This is a genomic window from Thalassospiraceae bacterium LMO-SO8, from assembly GCA_031655335.1.
Lineage (GTDB): Bacteria > Pseudomonadota > Alphaproteobacteria > Rhodospirillales > Casp-alpha2 > UBA1479.
The window spans coordinates 1,215,079-1,235,696 of record CP134226.1 but is presented as its reverse complement, the minus strand read 5'-3'; the positions used below and the strand labels follow the sequence as shown (position 1 = coordinate 1,235,696).

The following is a 20,618-nucleotide window of genomic DNA, read 5'->3' as shown; positions in this document are numbered from 1 at the left end:
CGAAGTCAAACAATTAAAATATTTCGCCCGCCTATTTCCATAAATTATTTAAACATTTCAGGCCGATGGTTCTGAAACAATAAATAAAGACATGAAAAATAACTGATGAATGAAAATATAATCCGGCCGATTTTCAGTTATTTTTTGCCGGAATTTCCCCACGCCGCCTCGGCCAGCAACGCGTAGGACCGCCGCCGGTCGGCCTGATGATAGGTCCAGGTCAGCACCACGACCTCGTCGATGCCGTAGGCCTGGGCCCGCCCGGTCAGTTCGGCCAGGACCTGCTCGCCGGTGCCGACGATCGACCGTTCCCGGTATTGTGCGAGCCAGGCCTTCTCCGGCCCGGAATAGTCGTATCCGGCGAGCGTCTCGGGCGATTCCATGGGCCCGCGCCGCCCCGTCTCGCGCATCAGCCGGGCATGGGCGCGCGACGTGAACAGGCGCTCGGCCTCGGCCTCCGTGTCCGCCGCGAGCGCCCAGATGCAGACGCTGGCCTGAGGCTCGGGATGGCGTTCCGACGGCTGATAGCGTTCGCGATAGATGTCGAACGCGCGTTCGACCCCGTGGCCGTCGGTGATGAAGTGCGCGAAGCAATAGGGAATGCCGAAGTGCGCCGCCACCTGGGCGCCGAAATCCGAGGTGCCGAGCATCCAGATCTCCGGCGACCCGGGAAACATCGGATGGGCCTCGACGCCCCGGAAGGGATGGCCGTCGATCAATTCCGCGCCCGACACCCAGGCCATCAGGTCGCGCACGTTGGCCGGAAAATGGTCGGCGTCCTCGGCCGCGTTGGGGTTGAGGGCCAACGCGGTCTTGCCGTCGGACCCGGGGGCCCGGCCCAGGCCCAGATCGATGCGCCCTGGGGCGATGGCCTCCAGCACGCGGAACTGCTCGGCGACCTTCAAGGGCGCGTAATGGGGCAGCATGACCCCGGCCGAGCCGATGCGGATGCGGTCCGTCGATTGCGCCACGGCGGCCATGACGATTTCCGGCGCCGTGCCGACGATCGACGGATGGTCGTGATGTTCCGATACCCAGAACCGGGCATAGCCCAGGTCCTCGCAATGCTTGGCAAGGGCGATGGTGTCGCGGATCGCCTGGGCCGGCGATTGGTCCCGGGCGGCGGTGGATTGGTCGAGGACGGAGAGCTTGAGCATTTAGGCGCCTCAAGGATGGAAAGGCAGGGCGGCCCGTCAGGGCAACAGGACCAGTCTAATCACGTAGGCGATCGCGCCCACGGTTGCAACACCGGCGGCCCACAGGGCCGCGAACCACAGCAGCCGCTTGAAGGCCGGTTTCAGTGATACCCCCCGGGGTCGACCTTGCCGCGGAACACCCAATAGGCATAGGCCGTATAGCCGAGGATCACGGGCAGCAGCACGGCCGCCCCCACCAGAAGGAAGCCAAGACTTTCATCGGGCGCCGCCGCGTCCCATATGGTGATACCGGGCGGCACCATGTAGGGATAGAAGCTGATGCCGATGCCGATATAGCACAGCACGAACAGGCCGAGGGCGGCCAGGAACGGCAGGGCGTCCTTGCCGTCGGAAAGGCCGCGGAAAATCTGCCAGACGCAGACCACGACAAGCGACGGCACGATCAGGCTGAACGCTGCCGTGGGGCCGGTGAACCAGCGTTCGAGATAGACAGGGTTGAGATAGGGCGTCGCCAGGCTGACGCCGCCAATCAGCAGCAGGGTCACAATGGCGGCCCGTTCGGCGATGTCGCGGGCGTTGGTGCGCAGGTGGCCCTCGGTCTTCATGACCAACCAGGTCGCGCCGAGTAGCATGTAGCCCGCCACCAGGGCCAGCCCGGTGACGATGCTGAACGGCGTCAGCCAATCCCACCAGCCGCCGGCATAGGCCCGGTCGACGACATGGATGCCCTGAACCAGGGCGCCCAGCGTGATGCCCTGGGCGAAGGTGGCAAGCAGCGACCCGCCGGTGAAGCCCCAATCCCACAGGAACTTGCCGCGCGTCGTACGCCACCGGAATTCAAAGGATACGCCGCGGAAGATCAAGCCGATCAGCATGGCGATCAGGGGCGCATACAGGGCCGGCAGGATCGTCGCATAGGCCAGCGGGAACACGGCGAACAATCCGCCCCCGCCCAGCACCAGCCAGGTTTCGTTGCCGTCCCACACGGGGGCAACGGAATTCATCGCCGTATCGCGGTCCTGTTCCGTGCGCAGGAAGGGGAACAGGATGCCGACGCCCAGATCGAAGCCGTCCAGCACGACATAGGCCAGGATCGAAAAAGCGATCAATCCGGCCCAGATGAAGGCGAGGTCGAATGCCATGGCCCTAGTCCTCTCCTTCCTTGGTTTGGCGGATCAGATCGCGGGCCGCGCGCACGGCGGCGGCGGGCGTGATCCCGGCGGCGCGGGTCGGCCCGATGTCGTCGTCGATCCCGGCATCCGGCGCCTTGGACATGAGCCGCAGGATGTAGAACGCCCCGGCCCCGAACACGGCGAAATAGACGGCGATGAAGGCGATGAGCGACGCCCCCACGGCGGCCGCGCCGATGGGAGAGACGGAATCGGCCGTGCGCAGCAGGCCGTAGACGGTCCAGGGCTGGCGGCCGGCCTCCGTGGTCACCCATCCGGCGATCACGGCGAGGAAGCCGGACGGCGCCATGGCCAGCGCCGCCCAATGCAGCAGGCGGGCCGTGAACAGGGATCCCCGCAGGCGGCACCAGCCGCTCCACAATCCGATGGCGGCCATCGCGAGGCCGATACCGACCATGACCCGGAAGGTCCAGAAAATGATTTCGGCGCGGGGGCGCTCGTCCTTCGGCCAAGCCTTCAGGCCCTTGATCTCGCCGTCCCAGTCGTGGGTCAGGATCAGAGACCCCAGCTTGGGAATCTCGACGGCGAACCGCGTTTCCTCGGCGTCGTCGTCGGGCAGGCCGAACAAGATCAGGGGAGCACCCCGGCGGGTTTCGTAATGGCCTTCCATGGCGGCGACCTTGGCCGGCTGGTGTTCCAGGGTGTTCAGGCCGTGGAAGTCGCCTGCGACGATTTGCAGGGGGGCAACCGCCAGGGCCATCCACATGGCCATGGAAAACATGATCTTGGCACCCCGGTCGTTGGCGTCGCGCAACAGGTGCCACGCACCCACCCCGCCGACCGCGAAGGCGGTCGTCAGATAGGCGGCCAACACCATATGCACCAGGCGGTAGGGGAAGGACGGGTTGAACACCACTGCCCACCAGTCGGCGGGGATGAACTGTCCGACGTCATTGACGCCATAGCCGGCGGGCGTGTGCATCCATGAATTCGCGGACAGAATCCAGAACGCCGAAAACAAGGTGCCCACGGCGACCATCAGGGTCGCGAAGAAATGCAGCCGGGGGCCGACCTTGTCGAAACCGAACAGCATGATGCCGAGGAAGCCGGCCTCAAGAAAGAATGCGGACAAGACTTCGTAGCCCATCAGCGGGCCCAGAACCGGGCCGGTCTTGTCGGAAAACACGCTCCAGTTGGTGCCGAACTGGTAGCTCATGACGATACCCGACACGACGCCCATGCCGAAGGTTACGGCGAAGATCACCTTCCAGTACTTGAAGACCTTGAGGTAGCTGTCATCGCGGGTCCACAGCCACAGTCCCTCCAGCACGGCGAGGAAACTGGCCAACCCGATGGAGAAGGCGGGAAAGACGATATGCGCGGAGACGGTAAAGGCGAACTGAATGCGGGCGAGGATCAGAGGGTCGGTAAGATCAGGCATCCCCGCATCCTTTCGTCGTCGCGCCGGCTGGTCCTTACTCCAGCGCAGCCAGCATGGGGGCCGAATCCTCGATCGTCTGGATGCGGTCCATGCCCTGCTTCATTTCCGTCATGATGAAATCGGCGCGCCGGCCGGGGCCGCCGACTTCCATGTTGGGAAACAGATTGGACCAGGCGTCCATCTTGACCGAAAGGGCGCAGAGCACGCCGCCGATGGTGGTGTGATAGCCGCGGATCACGGCTTCGACCCGGCGGAAGCGTTCGGCCGAGATGTTGTCCCACATGTGCTTGGTGCCGCGGTCGAAGTTTTCGAACCGCCCGGTGATGGCGGCCATCAGTTCGTTGATGGTGGTCGTCATCATGTCCATGGTCTGCATCAGCGACGGGTTGTTCTTCATGGCGAAGTTATCCCGCAGCAGGTCCATGGTATCGAGGAATTCGGTCAGCGTCGGCTCGATGTCGTCGAGGATCTGCTTGTAGTAGCTGAGCGACATGAAGATGTCGGCATAATCCTCAAGAAACTTGGGCAGGTCCTCGATCTTGATGTTCAGTTTCTGCGCCATCAACCGCAGCTTCTCGAGCGCCTTTTTCTTGTCCGGCGAGCGGAACAGCTTGACCACGTCCTGGAAATTTTTCACGTCGAGGTCGTCGCCGCCGTAGATCTGCGAGATCAGGGGGCCCGTGAACTCACGCATGTATTCGTTCAGTTCGGCCGTCTTGCTTTCCGACAGCTTGAGGTATTCGACATTGTTGACCTCGATGCCCAGGTCGCGCAGCGAGATGCGCAGGGAATAGACGTCGTAGCTGGGCAGGTCGCCCAGCTTCTTCATCAGGATCATGTCCGGATTGCGAAAGCCGTCACTCCACCCGAATTCCGCCGGCAGGCCGTCGATATCCACCTGGCCCGAGCCGGTGTCCTTGTCCGCGAAGATTTCCACCATGCTTTCGAAGCGCGCGTTCTTGATCAGGCGCGCGCGGCGCAGGGGGGCCGTCTTGATCGGCATCATCACCAAGGGCAGGGTATGCAGCGAATCCCGGTCTTCGTCGTCGATATCCTGTTCGAGATTGAGATCGCCGAAGGTAAATTTTTTATCCTGGCTCAATGCCTGATCCTCACCGGACGCCTACTTGGCCCACTCGACGGTTTCGACCTTGGGCGCGTTGGCTTGAATTTCGCGCACCTTCTCGATCCCTTGTTTCATCTCGGACATGATGAATTCGCCGCGCTTGATGGGTCCGCCCACGGTCGGCGACGGAAAACGCACGGCGAAGGCGTTCATTTTGACGGTCAATGCGCACAGGCAGCCGCCGATGGTGGTGTGGTATTCCTCGACGAATTTCTTGACCGTCTTGAAGCGGTCGGCGGTCAGGTCTTCCCACATGCCGTTGGTGTAACGGTCGAACGTTTCGAAACGGCCCGAGATCGCGGCCATCAACTCGTTGATCGCACCCTCGATCTGGTCGCAGGTGTTCATCATGTTGACGTTGGTCTTGAGCTGGAAATTGTCGCGGATCTCGTCCATGGAATTCATAAACTCGTCGATAATCGGTTCCAACGCGTCCAGGCACTGGCGGAAATAAGACAGCGACAGAAACACGTCGCCGTAATCCTCCAGAAACTTGGGCACGTCACGAACCTTGATACGCAATTTCTGTGCCATTTGGTCCAGTTTCTTGCGCACCATTTCCACGTCGGGGCTTTCGAACAGTTTGACCATGTCGTCGAAGGTCTGAATGTTCAGGTCGTCCTTGCCGTAGATTTCCTGGATCAGCGGGCGCGTGAACTGGGTCATGTAGGATGTCAGTTCGCTGACCTTGCTGTCCGACAGCTTCAGGTCCTCGATCGCGTTGACCTCGATCCCTTCCTGACGGAACAGCATGCGCAGCGAATAGACGTCGTAGCTGGGCAGGGGGGCGAGCTTGCGCAGCATCACCAGATCCGGGTGGCGCTTGCGGCCCTTGCCCGACCAGCCGTAATCCTTGGCCAGTTCCTCGACGTCCATCTGGCCGGACCCGATGCCCTGGCCCTTGAACAGTTCGACCACGCTGTTGAGGCGCGCGTTCTTGATCAGCCGCGCGCGGTGCAGCGACGGCGTCTGGAACGGCAGGATCGACAGCGGCAGAATGTGCAGCGCGTCGCGGTCCTCGTCACGCTGCACCGACGGCACGCCCGTCGGCTGGGCGGGATCGGGAACGTCTTGATCTGTCGCGGCGTCGGTCATGGATGTTCGCCCAGGTTCAGCCGGTTCGGCCTTTGACTTCTATTGTCCGTTAAAATACCTATTTTAAACAACTTTTATAGCATCATTTCATCCGGTGGAGCCAATAGCCCCTGCCGGTTCGGCGGGGCGGGGCGGGAATCATGGCGCGGTATCGGCTGAAACTTGAATACGACGGACGCGGTTTCGTCGGCTGGCAACGCCAGGACAATGGCCTCGGCGTGCAGGAAGCCGTGGAGGACGCCGTTTACGCCTTCACCGGGGAACGGGCCCAGGTCTTCGCCGCCGGGCGCACGGACGCGGGCGTCCATGCCCTGGGCCAGGTCGGCCATGTCGACCTGGAAAAGGACTGGCCCGCCGATACGGTGCGCAACGCGCTCAACTTTCATCTCAAGGCCCACGCGGTCAGCGTTGTCGCGGCCGCGCCCGTCGACGAGGATTTCCACGCCCGATTTTCCGCCGTTTCCAGAAGTTATCTCTACCGTGTCCTCAACCGCCGTTCGCCGCCGGCCCTGGACCGGGGGATGGTGTGGTGGGTGCCGGTGCCGCTCGACGCCGGCGCCATGGCGGCGGCGGCCCGGGTGCTGATCGGCCATCACGATTTCACCAGTTTCCGCGCCACCCATTGCCAGGCCAATTCGCCGGTCAAGACCCTGGATGCCCTCGACGTGACCCTGGCCGGCGAGGAAATCCATTTCCGCGCCCATGCCCGCTCGTTCCTGCACCATCAGGTGCGCAACATGGTCGGCAGCCTGAAATGGGTGGGCGAGGGACGGTGGACGGCCAAGGACCTGCAATCGGCGCTCGACGCCCGCGACCGCGCCGCCGGCGGGCCGACGGCGCCGCCGGACGGCCTGTACCTGACGGATGTGGGCTATTGACGGGGCGCCTATGTGCCGGCCCCATGGTGCGGGGCGGCGGATCGGGCTATATTAACGGCATGGAAAAGCAAATTCCCCTGTCCCTGAAGGCGTCGGAAGACGGCGCTGAGGGCGCGCAAAACGCCGGTCCGGCAGCCCAGGAGCCCGCTCTGAAGGATCAGCCGGTGATCGGCTATCTCGCCGTGATCTGCGGGGTGTTCGCCATTTTCGCCTGGGGCATCGTGTTCGTGCCCATGGGGCTGGCCTTTTCCGTGGCGGCGATAATCGCCGGGCAGGGGGCCTGGGGTTTCGCCGGGCTGGTGCTGTCGGTGATCGGGCTGATGACCTCGCCGACGCTGCTGGCGCTGCTGGGCCTGGGGGCGGTCGCGGCGTTCTTCGGGCTCGGCTGACGGCCAGTCCGCCCTATTGGGCGAAAAACCGCTTCAGAACCTCTTGATAGATGCGGGCCAGATCGCGGACTTCCGTGACCAGGGCGTTCTCGTTCATCTTGTGCGCCGTCTCGTTGATCAGGCCGAACTCGACGACCGGGCAGTGGTCCTTGATGAACCGGGCGTCGGACGTGCCGCCCGTGGTGCTCAGCTCCGGGTCCTGGCCGGTCACGGCCTGGACCGCCCCCGCGACCACGCCGCTCAGCTGTCCCGGCGGGGTCAGGAACGATTCCCCGGACACGGAGATGTCGAGGTCGTAGGACCCCTTGGTTTCCCCCGCCATGACGGCGGCGCAGCGGTCCTCGATCAGTTTCGTCAGGCTGGCGCCCGAATGCATGTCGTTGAAGCGGATGTTGATGCGCGCCGACGCCTGGGCCGGGATCAGGTTGGTCGTCGCGTTGCCGACGTCGACGGTGGTGATCTCCAGGTTGGTCGCCGGGAAATGATCATTGCCGTGATCGAGCGGCTCGTCGTTCAGCGCCGACAGCATCTTCAACAGCTTGGGCACGGGATTGTCGGCCAGGTGCGGATAGGCGACATGGCCCTGCGTCCCGGTCACCGTGATCGTGCAGTTGAGGGAGCCGCGCCGGCCGATCTTCACCATGTCGCCCAGGGTTTTCACGTTGGTCGGCTCGCCGACCAGGCAGGCGTCGATCTTCTCGCCGCGCTCGGCCAGCCAGCCCAAAACCTTTTTGGTGCCGTTGACGGAAGGGCCTTCCTCGTCGCCGGTGATGAGGAACGAGATCGATCCCTGGGGATATCCGTTCGATTTCAGGAACGCGTCCGTGCCCGCGACCATGGCGGCGATCGCACACTTCATGTCCGACGCCCCCCGCCCGTAGAGCCGCCCATCGCGGATTTCCGGTTTGAACGGATCGGACGCCCAGCCGGCCGCGTCGCCCGGCGGCACCACGTCCGTGTGCCCGGCGAAGCAGAAGTTGGGCGCGTCCGTGCCGATGCGCGCATACAGGTTGTCCACGTCCGGCGTGCCGTCCTGGGTGAAGGGCAGGCGATGGCAGGTGAAGCCCAGGGCTTCCAGCCGCGTTTGCAGCAGGTCGAGCGCCCCGCCCTCCGCCGGCGTGACGGAGGGGCAGCGGATCAGGGCTTCGGACAGTTCGATGACGTCGGTCGAGGACATGGCGGTGTCAGTCGCGCAGCAGCTCGTTGATGGAGGTCTTGGAGCGGGTCTTCTCGTCCACGGTCTTCAGGATCACCGCGCAGTACAGCGACGGCTGGCCTTCCTTGCCCGGCAGCGACCCCGGCACGACCACGGAATAGGGCGGCACGCGGCCGTAGTGCACCTTGCCCGTCTCGCGCTCGACGATCTTGGTCGACTGGCCGATGAACACGCCCATGGAAATGACCGAGCCTTCGCCGACGACAACGCCCTCGACCACTTCCGAACGGGCGCCGACGAAGCAGTTGTCCTCGATGATCACGGGGCCGGCCTGCAGGGGCTCCAGCACGCCGCCGATCCCGGCACCGCCGGAGATATGGCAATGCTTGCCGATCTGGGCGCAGGAGCCGACCGTGGCCCAGGTATCGACCATGGTGCCTTCGTCGACATAGGCGCCCAGGTTGACGAAGCTCGGCATCAGCACCACGCCCGGCGCGATATAGGCGGAGCGCCGCACGATGCAGTTCGGCACGGCGCGGAAGCCGGCGGCCTTGAAATCGTCGGCCGACATGCCCTCGAACTTGGACGGCACCTTGTCCCACCAGGTCGACCCGCCGGGGCCGCCGGAAATCGGCGCCATGTCGTTGAGGCGGAACGACAGCAGCACGGCTTTCTTCAGCCACTGATGCACGGTCCATTCGCCGCCGGTTTTCTCGGCGACGCGGGCCTGACCCTTGTCCAGAAGGTCCAGCGCCGCCTCGATGGCGTCGCGGGTGGCGCCCTGGGTCTGGGGGGTGACGGCGTCGCGGCCGTCCCAGGCGGCCTCGATGGCGGCTTGCAGGTCTGTGGTCATGGCGAAATCCCGGTTTGCTGAGTGATCTTGGTGGAAAGGGCCCCGGAAGATGAAACAGGGGACAGATCAAGTCAAGGCGGGCGGGGCGTTATGCCTCCGCGGCGACGCCTTCCAGCCAGTCGACCAGATCGTCCACCACATGGTGGATATGGCCGCCGTCGGCGCCGTCGTTGGCCCAGGTCACGCCGGAGGTGCCAACTGGCCGCACCCAGACGGTGGTCATGCCCAGGGCGAAGGCGGGGGCCAGGTTGCGGGCCATGTCCTCGACCATCACCGCGCGGGCCGGGTCGATGCCGTGGACTTCCGTCATCTTGACGTAGACATGAGGGGCGGGCTTGGGATCGAAGTCGGAGGCGACGATGTCGAACACGGCCTCGAAATGATGGCGCACGCCCAGTTTGTCCATGACCCGCTCCGCATGGGGCACGTCGCCGTTGGTGAAGATGATCTTGCGCCCCGGAAGCTTCTCCAGCGCCGCGTCCAGGCGCGGCGACGGGGCGACCGGATCGAGGTCGATGTCGTGCACGGCGTCCATGAAGGCCACGGGGTCGACGCCGTGCAGGGTCATCAGGCCGCGCATGGTGGTGCCGTGTTCGCGGAAATAGGATTTCTGCAAGGCCCGCGCCTGTTCCAGCGGCAGGTCGAACAACCCGGCGACATAGCGCGTGATGTTCCAGTCGACCTGATCGAACAGGCGGCAGGACGCGGGATAGAGCGTGTTGTCCAGGTCGAACACCCAGCAGTCGGCATCAGCCATGCTGTCGAGGCGTGGTTTTGACGCCGCCGGCGGGACGGTCGGGGTTTGGTCTTCGGTCATGGCCCTTTATAGGATATCGGCGGCCCCGGCGCGCAATGGTCTTTTCACGGCAGGGGGTGTGACGTTGGCCGCTTGGCTATCGGCGTTGGTCGGGTAATATTCCCCCGGCCGCCCGACGCGGGCCCGAGGAGGAGACAGCCTAAGTGACCACCCAATACGGCAAGGAAGCGGACCTGGCCAAGAACGGCAAGCTGGAAGAGCGCCGGCGTCTGGCCGCCTCCATGACCACCAAGCCCGAAATTCTTTATTACATGGCCAAGGACGGCGATCCGGACGTGCGCAAGGCGCTGGCCGCCAACACGGCCACGCCCATGCAGGCCGACAGCCTGTTGGCCAAGGACGCCGACCCCGAGGTCCGCGCCACCCTGGGCCAGAAGATTTCCCAGATGATGCCGGAGCTGACCGACAAGCAGAAGACCAAGGTCCGTAAATGGGCGACGGACACGCTGGAGGACATGTCGCGCGATCAGGCGCTGCGCGTGCGCCACCTGCTGGCCGAGACGCTGAAGGAAATGACCTCGGCCCCGCCGGCGGTGATCCGCCAGTTGGCCCGCGACACCGACGCCATGGTCGCCAACCCGGTGATCGAATTCTCGCCCGTGCTGACCGACAAGGACCTGGCCACGATCATCGCCGAGGGCGCCAACACGGCCCGGCTCAAGGCCGTGGCCCGGCGCCGGGAGGTTTCCGAGGCGGTGTCCGACGCCATCGTCGAGACCGGCGATATCGAAGCGACGGCGGAGCTTTTGAAGAATCCGGGCGCGCATATTTCCGAAGGCACCCTGGACAAGATCGCCGACCGCGCGGAAGGCCATCCCGAACTGCACGAACCGCTCGTCGCGCGGCCCGGCCTGTCCGACAAGGCGGCCAAGCGGCTGGCCGAATACGTCGCCGACAGCCTGCTGGATACCCTGATGGCGCGCAAGGACCTGTCGCCGGAACTGGCCGAACAGGTGCGCGCCGTGGTCATGGCGCGGCTGGCCGCCGGGGACGGGCCGCCGCCGGAGGCATTGGCCGGTGACGGCGGTGCCGGGGGCGGCGCAAGCGGCAACGGCGCGCTGGAGCCGGAACCGGACCGCCTGACCCGCGACGAGGCGCTGGAACTGGCGCGCGACATGAACAAGAAGGGCCAGCTGACCGAAGGCGTGATCTACGACGCCATCGGGCGCAAGGACCGCAACATGGCCATGGCGGCGCTGGCCGTGCTGTCCGACACCAAGATGGCGGCGGTGGTCAAGGCCTTCGCCACCAATTCGGCCAAGGGCATCGTCGCCCTGGTGTGGGAGGCGGGCTGTTCGCCCAAGCTGGCGGTCGATCTGCAACAGGGCCTCGGCAACGTCGCCCCGGTCGAGATCATCCGCCCGTCGTCAAAGGCCGCCTACGGCCTGTCGGAAGCGGAAATGTCCTGGCAGCTGGAATTCCTGCGCGACATGGCGTGACGCGCGGCGGAGCACCTAGTCCGGCAGGATGATCGTGCCGGCGCCGTGTTCCGTGAACAGTTCGACCAGCACCGCGTGCGCGACCCGGCCGTCGGAGATGACGGCGCCGCCGACGCCGCTTTCCACGGCCTCGATGCAGGTTTCGACCTTGGGGATCATGCCGCCGGAAATGGTGCCGTCGGCGATTGCCTTGCGCGCGTCGGACACCTTCAGTTCGGGGATCAGGTTGCCGTTGCCGTCGAGCACGCCCGACACGTCGGTCAGCATGATCAGGCGTTTGGCGTGGGTGGCGCCCGCGATGGCGCCCGCCGCCGTGTCGGCGTTGATGTTCAGGGTCTCGCCCTTGGGGCCCACGCCGATCGGCGCGATCACCGGGGTGATGTCCGATTCCTCGAAGGCTTCCAGCACGTGGGGGTTGATTTCCCGGGGCTCGCCGACCAGACCCAGATCCAAGATCCGCTCGATGTTGGATTCCGGGTCCTTCTTGGTGCGGCGCAGCTTGTCGGCCTGAATCAGGTTGCCGTCCTTGCCGCACAGGCCCACGGCCATGCCGCCGGCGGCGTTGATGCGCTGGACGATTTCCTTGTTGATGGACCCGGCCAGGACCATTTCGACGACCTTCACCGTGTCCTCGTCGGTCACCCGCAGGCCGTCCACGAATTTGCTCTCGATGGCCAGGCGCTGCAGCATGGCGCCGATCTGCGGCCCGCCGCCGTGGACCACGACCGGGTTGCTGCCGCACTGGCGCAGCAGCACCACGTCGCGCGCGAACAGGTCGGCCATCTCCTCGTCGCCCATGGCGTGGCCGCCGTACTTGATGACCACGGTCTGTCCCGAATAGCGGCGCATGTAGGGCAGCGCCTCGGACAGCACGTTGGCCTGGGTCAGCCACTTTTCGGCGATGGAGCGTTTCTTGTCGGTCATGGGGCTGGAACCTAATGCATTATCCGAAGTATTTGAAGCGTCCGTAACGGTTTAGACCGCTTCGGCCGGCAATGCCAGCGCCGCCAGCTCGGCGCGCAGTTCTTCGATGCCCCGGCTTTTGAAGGAACTGGTCCGCATGATCACCGGATGGGCGGCCGTGTGCTTGGCGGTTTCCTTGCCGATGCGCTCGACCAGTTGGTCGAGATCGTCGGCCTTCACCTTGTCGCACTTGGTCAGGACGATCTGATAGACCTGGGCGGCGGCGTCGAGCATGGCCATGACCTCGCGGTCGGTCGCCTTCAGCCCGTGCCGCGCGTCGATCAGCACGCAGGTGCGGCGCAGTTCCTGGCGGCCCTTGAGATAGGAATTGACCAGCTTGGTCCAGTTCTTGACCTCGCCCTTGGGCGCCTTGGCATAGCCGTAGCCGGGCAGGTCGGCCAGCATCAGGCGCTTGCCGAGATCGAAGAAGTTGATCTGTTGCGTGCGGCCCGGCGTGTTCGACGTGCGGGCCAAGTCCTTGCGTCCGGTCAGGGCGTTGATCAGCGACGATTTGCCGACGTTGGAGCGCCCGGCGAAGGCGATTTCCGGCAGCGGGCTGTCCGGCACCTGGGCCAGGCTGGCGGCGCCCAGAAGAAACGTCGCTTCCTTGGCGAACAGAAGCCGCCCGTTCTCCAACAGGGTCGCGTCGGCCTCGGCCCCGGAATCCATGCCGGGCGTGATGTCTCCCGGCTCTGTCATGGATCGGTGCTCCTTGTGCTGGTGACGGCGATCAGGCCTTGACGCCCATCTTGCGCATGATGACCCATTGCTGGGCGATGGACAGCAGGTTGTTCCAGGTCCAGTAGATCACCAGACCGGCCGGGAACTTGGCCAGCAGGAAGGTGAACACGACGGGCAGGAACATCATGATCTTGGCCTGGGTCGGGTCCGTCGGCTGCGGGTTCAGCTTCTGTTGCAGGAACATGGAAATGCCCATCAGCAGCGGCCACACGCCAAGGTGCAGAACGTCGGGCGGGGTCCAGGCGATGGCGCCGAACAGGGTGAAGAGGTTCGTGGGGTCGGGCGCCGAAAGGTCCTGAATCCAGCCGTAGAACGGCGCGTGGCGCATTTCGATGGTCACGAACAGTACCTTGTACAGCGCGAAGAACACGGGAATCTGCAACAGGATCGGCAGGCAGCCCGACGCGGGGTTGGTGCCCTCGCGCTTGTACAGCGCCATCATTTCCTCGTTCAGCTTGACCTTGTCGTCGCCGTAACGTTCGCGCAGCTTGACCATCTCCGGCTGCAGCTTCTTCATCTTGCTCATGCTCTCGTAGGACTTGTTGGCAAGCGGGAAGAAGGCGAGCTTGAGACCCACGGTCAGCAGCAGGATGGCGAGGCCGAGGTTGCCGACATGCACTTCCAGCCACAGCAGGCCGTAGAAGATCGGCCGCGTCAGGAAGTAGAACCAGCCCCAGTCGATCGCCAGATCGAAGCGTTCGATGCCCAGGCTTTCCTCGTAGCCGTCGAGGATCTTGACCTGCTTGGCGCCGGCGAACAGCCGGTTTTCCGCGCTGTTGGTGGCGCCCGGCGCGATCGTCACGCCGGTTCCCAGGAAGTCGACCTGATAGGTATCGACGACGCCGGCCTTGCGGTAGACGTAGCGCTTGGTGACCTCGGCGTCCTTGTTGGGGACCAGGGCCGTCAGCCAGTATTTGTCGGTGATGCCGATCCAGCCGCCCGTGCCGGTGCTGCTTTCCAGCTTCTTTTCCTGAAGGTCGTCGTAGTCGACTTCCGTCAACTCGCCGCCGTTCACGCCGAGCAGGCCCTCGTGCAGGATATAGAAGCCCGAGGTTTCCGGCGTGCCCTGGCGCGACACCAGGCCGTAGGGAAACAGTTCCACAGCACCCGTGCCCTTGTTGGCGACGGCCTGGGTGATCTTGAACATGAAGTTCTTGTCGATTTCGTAGGTGCGCGAGAATACCAGGCCCTGGCCGTTGTCCCAGGTCAGGGTAACCGGCGCATCCGGGGTCAGGGTGCGGGAGGACGCCGTCCATACCGTGTCCGCGTCGGGCACCTTGGCGGCCTTCCCGCCGTCCTTGGCGGCGGCCGCGATCCAGCCGAACTCCGCGAAATAGGCGTTGCTGACGCCGCGCGGGTTCAACAGCGTGATCGGCTTGCTGTTCTTGTCCAGGGTCTCGAAAAAGTCGGCCAGGGTCAGGTCGTCGATGCGCCCGCCCTTCAGCGTGATCGAGCCTTTCAGGCGCGGCGTCTCGATGGCGACGCGGGGCGTGGCGGCCAGAACCTGGGCGCGGCTCGCCTGCGGCGCCATCCCGGGCGCCTTGGCGGGGGCGCCTGGGGCCTGGGGCGGCACGGCAAGGCCGTCGCCCGGCGTGCCGGGGGCCTGGCCCGCGGCCGGCGCGGGGGTTTGGCCCGGCTGCGCGGTCGCGGCGGTCTCGGCGACCTGCGGCGGCGGGGCGGTGTTCTTGAAATACAGCTCAAAGCCCAACAGGACGGCCACCGAAAGGACCACGGCCAGGATCAGGTTTTTGTTTTCGATCATTTGTTTCAGGACCCGTGCGGTTGGGGAAGAGAATTGGGGTGATCGGCGTGGGCATGAGGCCCATCGCCGTGGCCCGGACAGGCGGGCGGCACCGGATCGACGCCGCCCCGGTTCCAGGGATTGCAGCGCAGGATGCGCCGGACGGAAAGGCCAAGCCCGCGGACGAAGCCGTGGGCCGCGAAGGCGTCCCGCGCGTATTCGGAACAGGTCGGATAGAAGCGGCAGGAAGCCGGCGCCAGGGGCGACAGGAAAAGCTGATAGCCCCGGATCAGGGCGCGGGCGAGGCGGGCCGGAAGGGCGGCAATCGTCGGCGCCATCATCTCAAATCTCCGCTTTCCCCCGGCGATCCCGGCCGTTGCGGCCGTTTCCGCCCCCGTTCTTGCGCGTGCCGACCCGTTCCAGGGCCGTGCGCAGGTCGCCGATCAGCGCCGGAAAGGCCCGGTCCAGGGTGCCCTGACGCCCGATCAGGACGTAGTCATGCCCCGCTTTGGCGCAATCGGGCAAGACCTGTTCGGCGGCGGCCTTCAGGCGCCGGCGCGCGCGATTGCGCACGACGGCGTTGCCGACCTTGCGGGTCACCGTGAACCCGGCCCGGAATTCCGTGCCGGCGGCGTCCGCGTTTCCGTTGCCGAAGGCGGTGCGGTCGAAGGCCTGCAGCACCAACCCGGGTGCCGCCCACTTATGTCCTTTCCGCGCCACCTTGAGAAAGTCGGCGCGGCGTTTCAGCCTCGGCACCGTGGGTGACATGGCGGCTCGCTTCCGACCGGCTTGCGGGAACAGGCGCTGTTAAGCGGACAGGCGCTTGCGGCCCTTGGCACGCCGCGCCGCCAGCACACGCCGGCCGCCCGGGGTCGCCATGCGGCTACGGAAACCGTGGCGGCGCTTGCGAATAAGCCTGCTCGGCTGATAGGTGCGTTTCACGCGACGTCTCCTTAGAAAAATGAGTGCGCTTTTTAAGGCCTTGGTTCCATGAAGTCAACGGGCCTGGGCAGATTGCCCGTATTGCCGAAAAAAGCCCGGATATCCGGGGCCATCACTTGGCGTTCACGGTCAATTGACCCTGGCGTGAGGCGCATTCGCTTGTGCCTTTTGGCGCCCAGGGGATAGAAACCGGGATGCCGCCGCCGTTCGCGGCCTCCATTCAAGAACAAGGTTACGGACATGCGCAAGGCGCTCGATCACGACGGACAGCCCGCCGCCGCCTCGGCCGACGGCCCTAAATCCGGGCGCTTTTCCGTGAAACGGCTGGTCCCCGTCCTGGTCCTGGTCCTGGCGACCGTGTTGTTCTTCGCGTTCGATCTGCACACATATGTGTCGCTCGACGCCCTCAAGACCCACCGCACGGCCGTGCTCGACTATTACGCGGCCCATCAGGCGTTGACGGCGCTGTTGTTCGGCGCCGCCTATACGGTGGTGGTCGCGCTGTCGATCCCGGGCGCCATCTGGATGACCCTGCTGGCCGGTTTCGTGTTCGGCACGGCGGCCGGGGCGGCGATCGTCGTCGTCGCGGCGACCCTGGGCTCGTTGATCGTGTTCCTTGCCGCGCGCTACGCCATCGGCGACCTTCTTTATAAGAAGGCCGGGCCCTTCGTGCGGCGCATGGAGGACGGCTTCCGCAAGAACGCCTTTTCCTACCTGATGTTCCTGCGCCTGGTGCCGGTGTTCCCGTTCTGGCTGGTCAATCTGGTGCCGGCCTTTCTCAACGTGGGCGCGACGGCCTTCGTGGTCGCGACGGTCCTGGGCATCGCGCCGGCGACGGTGGTGTTTTCCAGCGTCGGCAGCGGCCTCGGCGCCGTGCTCGACCGGGGCGGCACGCCGGATCTGACCATCGTGTTCGAACCGCACATCATGGGCCCGCTTTTGGGCCTCGCCGTGCTGGCCCTGATCCCCGTGTTCCTGCGCCGGATCAAGGAACGCCGCGAGGACAGGTCATGAACGGCACGCCGCCGGCCCGCATCGACACCGACATCTGCGTCATCGGCGGCGGGTCGGGCGGCCTGTCCGTCGCCGCCGGGGCGTCGCAGATGGGGGCGCGGGTCGTGCTGATCGAAAAGGGCGAAATGGGCGGCGACTGCCTGAATTACGGCTGCGTGCCGTCCAAGGCCCTGCTGGCCGCCGGCCATGCGGCCCAGGCCGTGCGCGGCGCCGGACGCTTCGGCGTCCGGGCGACCCTCGACGGGATCGACGGCAAGGCCGTCTACGGCCATGTCGAAGGCGTGATCGACGCCATCCGGCCCATGGATTCCCAGGAACGCTTCGAAGGCCTGGGCGTGACCGTGATCCGCGAACACGGGCGCTTCACCGGACCGGACCGCGTGCAGGCGGGGGCAACGGAAATCCGCGCCAAGCGCTTCGTCGTCGCCACGGGGTCGTCGGCCGCCGTGCCGCCCATTCCGGGCCTGGACGGGGTGCCGTTCCTGACCAACGAAAGCGTGTTCGACCGGGACACCCTGCCCGACCACCTGATCGTCATCGGCGGCGGGCCCATCGGCGTCGAAATGGCCCAGGCCCACGCCCAATTGGGCTGCACGGTCACGCTGCTGGAAATGTTTTCCATCATGGCCAACGATGACGGGGAACTGGTCGACGTGGTGCGCCGGTCGCTTATTTCCGGGGGCATCGATATCCGCGAAGGCATTAAGATCGCGGGCGTGGAAAAGACCGCCGCGGGCATCGCCGTGAGCATCGAAGAGGGTGGAGAAACCCGGCGCATCGCGGGCAGCCACCTTCTGGTCGCCGCCGGGCGGCGGGCCAACGTCGCGGGCCTGGACCTGGAAAAGGCCGGGATCGACTACACGCCCAAGGGCATCACCGTCGACCGCCGCCTGCGCAGCAGCAACAAGAAGGTGTTCGCCATCGGCGACGTCGCGGGTGGGCTGCAGTTCACCCATGTCGCGGGCTACCACGCGGGCGTGGTGATCAAGAACGCCCTGTTCCGCATCCCCGCCAAGGCCGACCATTCGGCCGTGCCCTGGGTGACCTATACCGCGCCGGAATTGGCCCAGGTCGGCCTCACGGAAAAGAAGGCGCGGGAGGCGGGGGTTGAATTCAACGTTCTGCGCTGGCCCTTTCACGACAACGACCGCGCCCAGGCGGAGCGCGAGACCGAAGGCCTGGTCAAGGCCATCGTCACGCCCAAGGGTAAGATTCTCGGCTGCGGCATCGCCGGACGCCAAGCGGGGGAACACATTCAGCTTTGGGGGCTGGCCCTCGCCAAGGGCATGAAGGTGGGCGACCTGGCGACCGTCATCGCCCCCTATCCGACCCTGGGCGAGGTCTCGAAACGCGCCGCCGGCAGCTACTTCACGCCCAAGCTGTTCACCGACCGCACCCGGGCCATTGTCCGGTTCCTCTTGAAGCTGGGCTGATTGGCCGCTTAACCTCACTTATGTCCGATCTGACCCCGCATCTGCCCCGTGCCCACCAGAGTCTGTCCGCGCGTCTTCTCGTGCTGACGGTGGCGTTCGTCATGCTGGCCGAGCTGTTCATCTACACGCCGTCCGTCGCGCGCTTCCGCAAAAACTACCTTGAGGAACGCATCGTGCGCGCGCATTTGGCGACGCTCGCCATCGAAAACATGCCGGAACAGGCCGCCGACGATAAACTGGGCCGCACGCTTTTGAAGACCACGGACACCTACGCCATCGCCCTGCGCCAACATGATCAGCGCATCCTGATCGCCGGCGGCGAGATGCCGCCCCGCGTCGACGCGGTCTACGACCTGCGCATGAGCGGTTTCCCCGGCTGGATCGAAGACGCCTTCGTGACCCTGGCGCAGACCGAGAACCGCATTCTCCGCATCATCGGCGAAACGCCCAAACGGCCCGGCGTGCAGGTCGAAATTTATATCGACGAAGCGCCCATGCGCGACGAAATGCTGGCCTTCTCGCAGCGCATCTTTCAACTGTCGCTGGCGATCTCGCTGTTCACGGCGGGGCTGCTTTACGTCAGCCTGATGCTGATGTTCGTGCGTCCCATGCGGCGCATCACGGCGGGCATGGAAAGCTTCCGCCGCGCACCCGAGGACGAAACCCGGGTCTTCAAGCCGTCGGACCGCCCGGATGAAATCGGCATCGCTCAGCGCGAGCTGGCGGTCATGCAGCAGGAGCTGCGCATGGCGCTGCGCCAGAAGGACCGCCTGGCCATGCTGGGGGCGGCGGTGACCAAGGTGAACCACGACCTGCGCAATTCGCTGGCCACGGCCATGCTGATCGGCGACCGCCTGGCGGTCAGCGACGACCCCGACGTGCAGCGCCTGGTGCCGCGCATGTTCCGCGCCATGGACCGGGCCGTGAACCTGTGCGGCCAGACCCTGGATTACGCCTCGGCGACCATGCCGACCCTGAACGCCAAGCGAAACCGCCTGACCGAGATCGTGCACATGGCGGGCGAAACCCTGACCCAGGAACAGCCCGACGGCGGCGGGCCGCCCTTCCAATGGCGGAACGAGGTGCCGGACTATATATGCCTCATGGCCGACGCGGCGCAGATGCTCCGTGTGTTCGAAAACCTGGGGCGCAACGCCCGCGAGGCCGGCGCGTCGCGCCTGCACATCGCCGCCTTCGAGGAAGGGGACGACCTGATCGTCGAGGTCACCGACGACGGCCCCGGCATGCCGGCACAGGCGACCGCCCATCTGTTCCAGCCCTTCGCCGGATCGGCGCGGGAGGGCGGCACGGGCTTGGGCCTGGTCATCGCCCGCGAGGTCGTCCATGCCCACGGGGGCGAGATCCAACTGGCCCGCACGGGTGCCGAGGGTACGGTGTTCCGCCTGCGCCTGAAACCGGCGTGATCGCCGTTGCGCCGTGCGCGGCGCCCCTCTAATGTCGCCGCCGGGGGCTGACATCGCAATCTGGTTATTCGCATTCAAGGATTTGCCGACATGTCCGCACCCAACAAGCAACCCACCTGGAATCCCGGCCAGTACCTGAAATTCGCGGGCCACCGCATGCGCCCGGCCCTGGACCTTCTCAACCGCATCGCGCTGGACGCCCCCGCCGTGGTCCACGACCTGGGCTGCGGGCCCGGCAACGTCACGCCGTTCCTCAAGGGCCGCTGGCCGAACGCGCGTCATGTCGGCGTCGATTCATCCGAGGAAATGCTGGCCAAGGCGCGCGCCGAACATCCGGACGGCGACTGGCAGCATGCCGACGCCGCGACCTGGACGCCGGACGCCCCGGCGGACCTGATCTTTTCCAACGCCGCCCTGCAATGGATCGACAATCACGCGGCCCTGTTCCCGCGCCTGATGGGCCTGCTGGCGCCGGGCGGGGTGCTGGCCGTGCAGATGCCCCACAACCACGCCGCCCCCTCGCACATGGGCATGCGCCAGATCGTCGAGGACGGCCCCTGGCGGGACAGGCTGGAGCCGGTGCTGCGCGAGTTTCCCGTGCATGATCCGGACGTCTATTACGACTATCTCGCCCCCCACGCGGGCAGCCTGGACATCTGGGAAACGGTCTATGCCCAGGTCATGGAGGGCGACAACCCCGTCGCCGAATGGACCAAGGGATCGGCCCTCAAACCGCTGCTCGACGCGCTCCCCGACCCGGACGAGAACGCGGCATTCTTCGACGTCTACTCGAAGGCCATGCGGGCCGCCTATCCCAAGCGCGCCGACGGCAAGACCCTGTTCCATTTCCGCCGGCTGTTCATCGTCGCGACGAAATAA

General features: G+C 65.5%; 22 protein-coding genes. 7 read left to right on the top strand and 15 right to left on the bottom strand.

Going from position 1 to position 20,618, the window contains the following annotated elements; genetic code table 11:
* Positions 1-137 precede the first annotated feature (137 nt).
* Genes RJ527_05940 through RJ527_05915 form a run of 6 tightly spaced genes read right to left on the bottom strand, consistent with a single transcriptional unit; the run spans position 138 to position 5,949 of the window.
* The gene (locus RJ527_05940; GenBank protein WND77281.1) at positions 138-1,157 is read right to left on the bottom strand and encodes an LLM class flavin-dependent oxidoreductase; all 1,020 of its coding nucleotides are present in this window, start codon (positions 1,155-1,157) and stop codon (positions 138-140) included.
* Positions 1,158-1,193: 36 nt separating this feature from the next.
* The gene (locus RJ527_05935) at positions 1,194-1,340 is read right to left on the bottom strand and encodes a DUF2474 family protein (GenBank protein ID WND77280.1); all 147 of its coding nucleotides are present in this window, start codon (positions 1,338-1,340) and stop codon (positions 1,194-1,196) included.
* Positions 1,298-2,299: a cytochrome d ubiquinol oxidase subunit II gene (gene cydB / locus RJ527_05930; protein ID WND77279.1), complete on the bottom strand. Its 1,002-nt coding sequence runs from the start codon at positions 2,297-2,299 to the stop codon at positions 1,298-1,300. The genes RJ527_05935 and cydB overlap by 43 nt, the downstream gene beginning before the upstream one ends.
* Positions 2,300-2,303: 4 nt before the next feature.
* Positions 2,304-3,728 carry a cytochrome ubiquinol oxidase subunit I gene (locus tag RJ527_05925; protein WND77278.1) on the bottom strand — a complete coding sequence of 475 codons (1,425 nt, stop codon included), beginning with the start codon at positions 3,726-3,728 and terminating at the stop codon, positions 2,304-2,306.
* Between the two features lie 34 nt (positions 3,729-3,762).
* Complete coding sequence (locus RJ527_05920; GenBank protein WND77277.1) at positions 3,763-4,830, bottom strand: hypothetical protein; 1,068 nt, start codon at positions 4,828-4,830, stop codon at positions 3,763-3,765.
* Positions 4,831-4,851: 21 nt separating this feature from the next.
* On the bottom strand, positions 4,852-5,949 hold the full coding sequence (locus RJ527_05915; protein WND77276.1) for a hypothetical protein: 1,098 nt from the start codon (positions 5,947-5,949) through the stop codon (positions 4,852-4,854).
* Between the two features lie 140 nt (positions 5,950-6,089).
* Here RJ527_05915 and truA point away from each other — a divergent pair, with 140 nt between their 5' ends.
* Both truA and RJ527_05905 read left to right on the top strand, forming a co-directional pair.
* On the top strand, positions 6,090-6,827 hold the full coding sequence (truA, locus tag RJ527_05910) for a tRNA pseudouridine(38-40) synthase TruA (GenBank protein ID WND77275.1): 738 nt from the start codon (positions 6,090-6,092) through the stop codon (positions 6,825-6,827).
* A gap of 59 nt (positions 6,828-6,886) precedes the next feature.
* Entirely contained in the window at positions 6,887-7,216 is a 330-nt protein-coding gene (locus RJ527_05905; GenBank protein WND77274.1) for a hypothetical protein, read from the top strand.
* Positions 7,217-7,229: 13 nt separating this feature from the next.
* Here the strand turns inward: RJ527_05905 and dapE are convergent, their stop codons facing one another.
* The 3 genes from dapE to RJ527_05890 form a co-directional block, all read right to left on the bottom strand.
* Positions 7,230-8,393 (bottom strand): succinyl-diaminopimelate desuccinylase, encoded by a 1,164-nt coding sequence (gene dapE / locus RJ527_05900; GenBank protein WND77273.1) that lies wholly within the window; start codon positions 8,391-8,393, stop codon positions 7,230-7,232.
* Between the two features lie 7 nt (positions 8,394-8,400).
* Positions 8,401-9,225 (bottom strand): 2,3,4,5-tetrahydropyridine-2,6-dicarboxylate N-succinyltransferase, encoded by an 825-nt coding sequence (dapD, locus tag RJ527_05895; GenBank protein ID WND77272.1) that lies wholly within the window; start codon positions 9,223-9,225, stop codon positions 8,401-8,403.
* A gap of 88 nt (positions 9,226-9,313) precedes the next feature.
* Complete coding sequence (locus RJ527_05890; protein WND77271.1) at positions 9,314-10,042, bottom strand: pyrimidine 5'-nucleotidase; 729 nt, start codon at positions 10,040-10,042, stop codon at positions 9,314-9,316.
* Between the two features lie 143 nt (positions 10,043-10,185).
* Here RJ527_05890 and RJ527_05885 point away from each other — a divergent pair, with 143 nt between their 5' ends.
* Entirely contained in the window at positions 10,186-11,481 is a 1,296-nt protein-coding gene (locus tag RJ527_05885; GenBank protein ID WND77270.1) for a DUF2336 domain-containing protein, read from the top strand.
* A gap of 15 nt (positions 11,482-11,496) precedes the next feature.
* Here RJ527_05885 and argB read toward each other — a convergent pair whose 3' ends face one another.
* The 6 genes from argB to rpmH form a co-directional block, all read right to left on the bottom strand.
* Entirely contained in the window at positions 11,497-12,405 is a 909-nt protein-coding gene (gene argB / locus RJ527_05880; protein WND77269.1) for an acetylglutamate kinase, read from the bottom strand.
* A gap of 51 nt (positions 12,406-12,456) precedes the next feature.
* Positions 12,457-13,113, bottom strand: a complete 657-nt coding sequence (gene yihA / locus RJ527_05875) for a ribosome biogenesis GTP-binding protein YihA/YsxC (protein ID WND78025.1) — start codon at positions 13,111-13,113, stop codon at positions 12,457-12,459.
* A gap of 61 nt (positions 13,114-13,174) precedes the next feature.
* Positions 13,175-14,947 (bottom strand): membrane protein insertase YidC, encoded by a 1,773-nt coding sequence (yidC, locus tag RJ527_05870; GenBank protein WND77268.1) that lies wholly within the window; start codon positions 14,945-14,947, stop codon positions 13,175-13,177.
* A gap of 5 nt (positions 14,948-14,952) precedes the next feature.
* Positions 14,953-15,264 (bottom strand): membrane protein insertion efficiency factor YidD, encoded by a 312-nt coding sequence (yidD, locus tag RJ527_05865; GenBank protein WND78024.1) that lies wholly within the window; start codon positions 15,262-15,264, stop codon positions 14,953-14,955.
* A gap of 4 nt (positions 15,265-15,268) precedes the next feature.
* A complete protein-coding gene (rnpA, locus tag RJ527_05860) occupies positions 15,269-15,694 on the bottom strand; it encodes a ribonuclease P protein component (protein ID WND77267.1) in 426 nt (141 codons plus the stop codon).
* Positions 15,695-15,733: 39 nt separating this feature from the next.
* Positions 15,734-15,868, bottom strand: a complete 135-nt coding sequence (gene rpmH, locus RJ527_05855; GenBank protein WND77266.1) for a 50S ribosomal protein L34 — start codon at positions 15,866-15,868, stop codon at positions 15,734-15,736.
* A gap of 240 nt (positions 15,869-16,108) precedes the next feature.
* Between rpmH and RJ527_05850 the strand changes: the two genes are divergently transcribed.
* From RJ527_05850 to RJ527_05835, 4 genes are all read left to right on the top strand, one after another.
* On the top strand, positions 16,109-16,882 hold the full coding sequence (locus tag RJ527_05850; protein ID WND77265.1) for a VTT domain-containing protein: 774 nt from the start codon (positions 16,109-16,111) through the stop codon (positions 16,880-16,882).
* The gene (locus tag RJ527_05845; GenBank protein ID WND77264.1) at positions 16,879-18,315 is read left to right on the top strand and encodes an FAD-dependent oxidoreductase; all 1,437 of its coding nucleotides are present in this window, start codon (positions 16,879-16,881) and stop codon (positions 18,313-18,315) included. Before RJ527_05850 ends, RJ527_05845 begins: the two co-directional genes overlap by 4 nt.
* A 20-nt stretch (positions 18,316-18,335) precedes the next feature.
* Positions 18,336-19,739 carry a HAMP domain-containing sensor histidine kinase gene (locus RJ527_05840; protein ID WND77263.1) on the top strand — a complete coding sequence of 468 codons (1,404 nt, stop codon included), beginning with the start codon at positions 18,336-18,338 and terminating at the stop codon, positions 19,737-19,739.
* Between the two features lie 90 nt (positions 19,740-19,829).
* Positions 19,830-20,618 carry a methyltransferase domain-containing protein gene (locus RJ527_05835; protein ID WND77262.1) on the top strand — a complete coding sequence of 263 codons (789 nt, stop codon included), beginning with the start codon at positions 19,830-19,832 and terminating at the stop codon, positions 20,616-20,618.

Bases quoted from the DNA above. Each gene is read 5' to 3' on its own strand.
- RJ527_05940 (WND77281.1), bottom strand. From the start codon at position 1,157: ATGCTCAAGCTCTCCGTCCTCGACCAATCCACCGCCGCCCGGGACCAA.
- cydB (WND77279.1), bottom strand. From the start codon at position 2,299: ATGGCATTCGACCTCGCCTTCATCTGGGCCGGATTGATCGCTTTTTCG.
- RJ527_05925 (WND77278.1), bottom strand. From the start codon at position 3,728: ATGCCTGATCTTACCGACCCTCTGATCCTCGCCCGCATTCAGTTCGCC.
- RJ527_05915 (WND77276.1), bottom strand. From the start codon at position 5,949: ATGACCGACGCCGCGACAGATCAAGACGTTCCCGATCCCGCCCAGCCG.
- truA (WND77275.1), top strand. From the start codon at position 6,090: ATGGCGCGGTATCGGCTGAAACTTGAATACGACGGACGCGGTTTCGTC.
- RJ527_05905 (WND77274.1), top strand. From the start codon at position 6,887: ATGGAAAAGCAAATTCCCCTGTCCCTGAAGGCGTCGGAAGACGGCGCT.
- dapE (WND77273.1), bottom strand. From the start codon at position 8,393: ATGTCCTCGACCGACGTCATCGAACTGTCCGAAGCCCTGATCCGCTGC.
- dapD (WND77272.1), bottom strand. From the start codon at position 9,225: ATGACCACAGACCTGCAAGCCGCCATCGAGGCCGCCTGGGACGGCCGC.
- RJ527_05890 (WND77271.1), bottom strand. From the start codon at position 10,042: ATGACCGAAGACCAAACCCCGACCGTCCCGCCGGCGGCGTCAAAACCA.
- argB (WND77269.1), bottom strand. From the start codon at position 12,405: ATGACCGACAAGAAACGCTCCATCGCCGAAAAGTGGCTGACCCAGGCC.
- yihA (WND78025.1), bottom strand. From the start codon at position 13,113: ATGGATTCCGGGGCCGAGGCCGACGCGACCCTGTTGGAGAACGGGCGG.
- yidC (WND77268.1), bottom strand. From the start codon at position 14,947: ATGATCGAAAACAAAAACCTGATCCTGGCCGTGGTCCTTTCGGTGGCC.
- yidD (WND78024.1), bottom strand. From the start codon at position 15,264: ATGGCGCCGACGATTGCCGCCCTTCCGGCCCGCCTCGCCCGCGCCCTG.
- rnpA (WND77267.1), bottom strand. From the start codon at position 15,694: ATGTCACCCACGGTGCCGAGGCTGAAACGCCGCGCCGACTTTCTCAAG.
- RJ527_05850 (WND77265.1), top strand. From the start codon at position 16,109: ATGCGCAAGGCGCTCGATCACGACGGACAGCCCGCCGCCGCCTCGGCC.
- RJ527_05845 (WND77264.1), top strand. From the start codon at position 16,879: ATGAACGGCACGCCGCCGGCCCGCATCGACACCGACATCTGCGTCATC.
- RJ527_05840 (WND77263.1), top strand. From the start codon at position 18,336: ATGTCCGATCTGACCCCGCATCTGCCCCGTGCCCACCAGAGTCTGTCC.
- RJ527_05835 (WND77262.1), top strand. From the start codon at position 19,830: ATGTCCGCACCCAACAAGCAACCCACCTGGAATCCCGGCCAGTACCTG.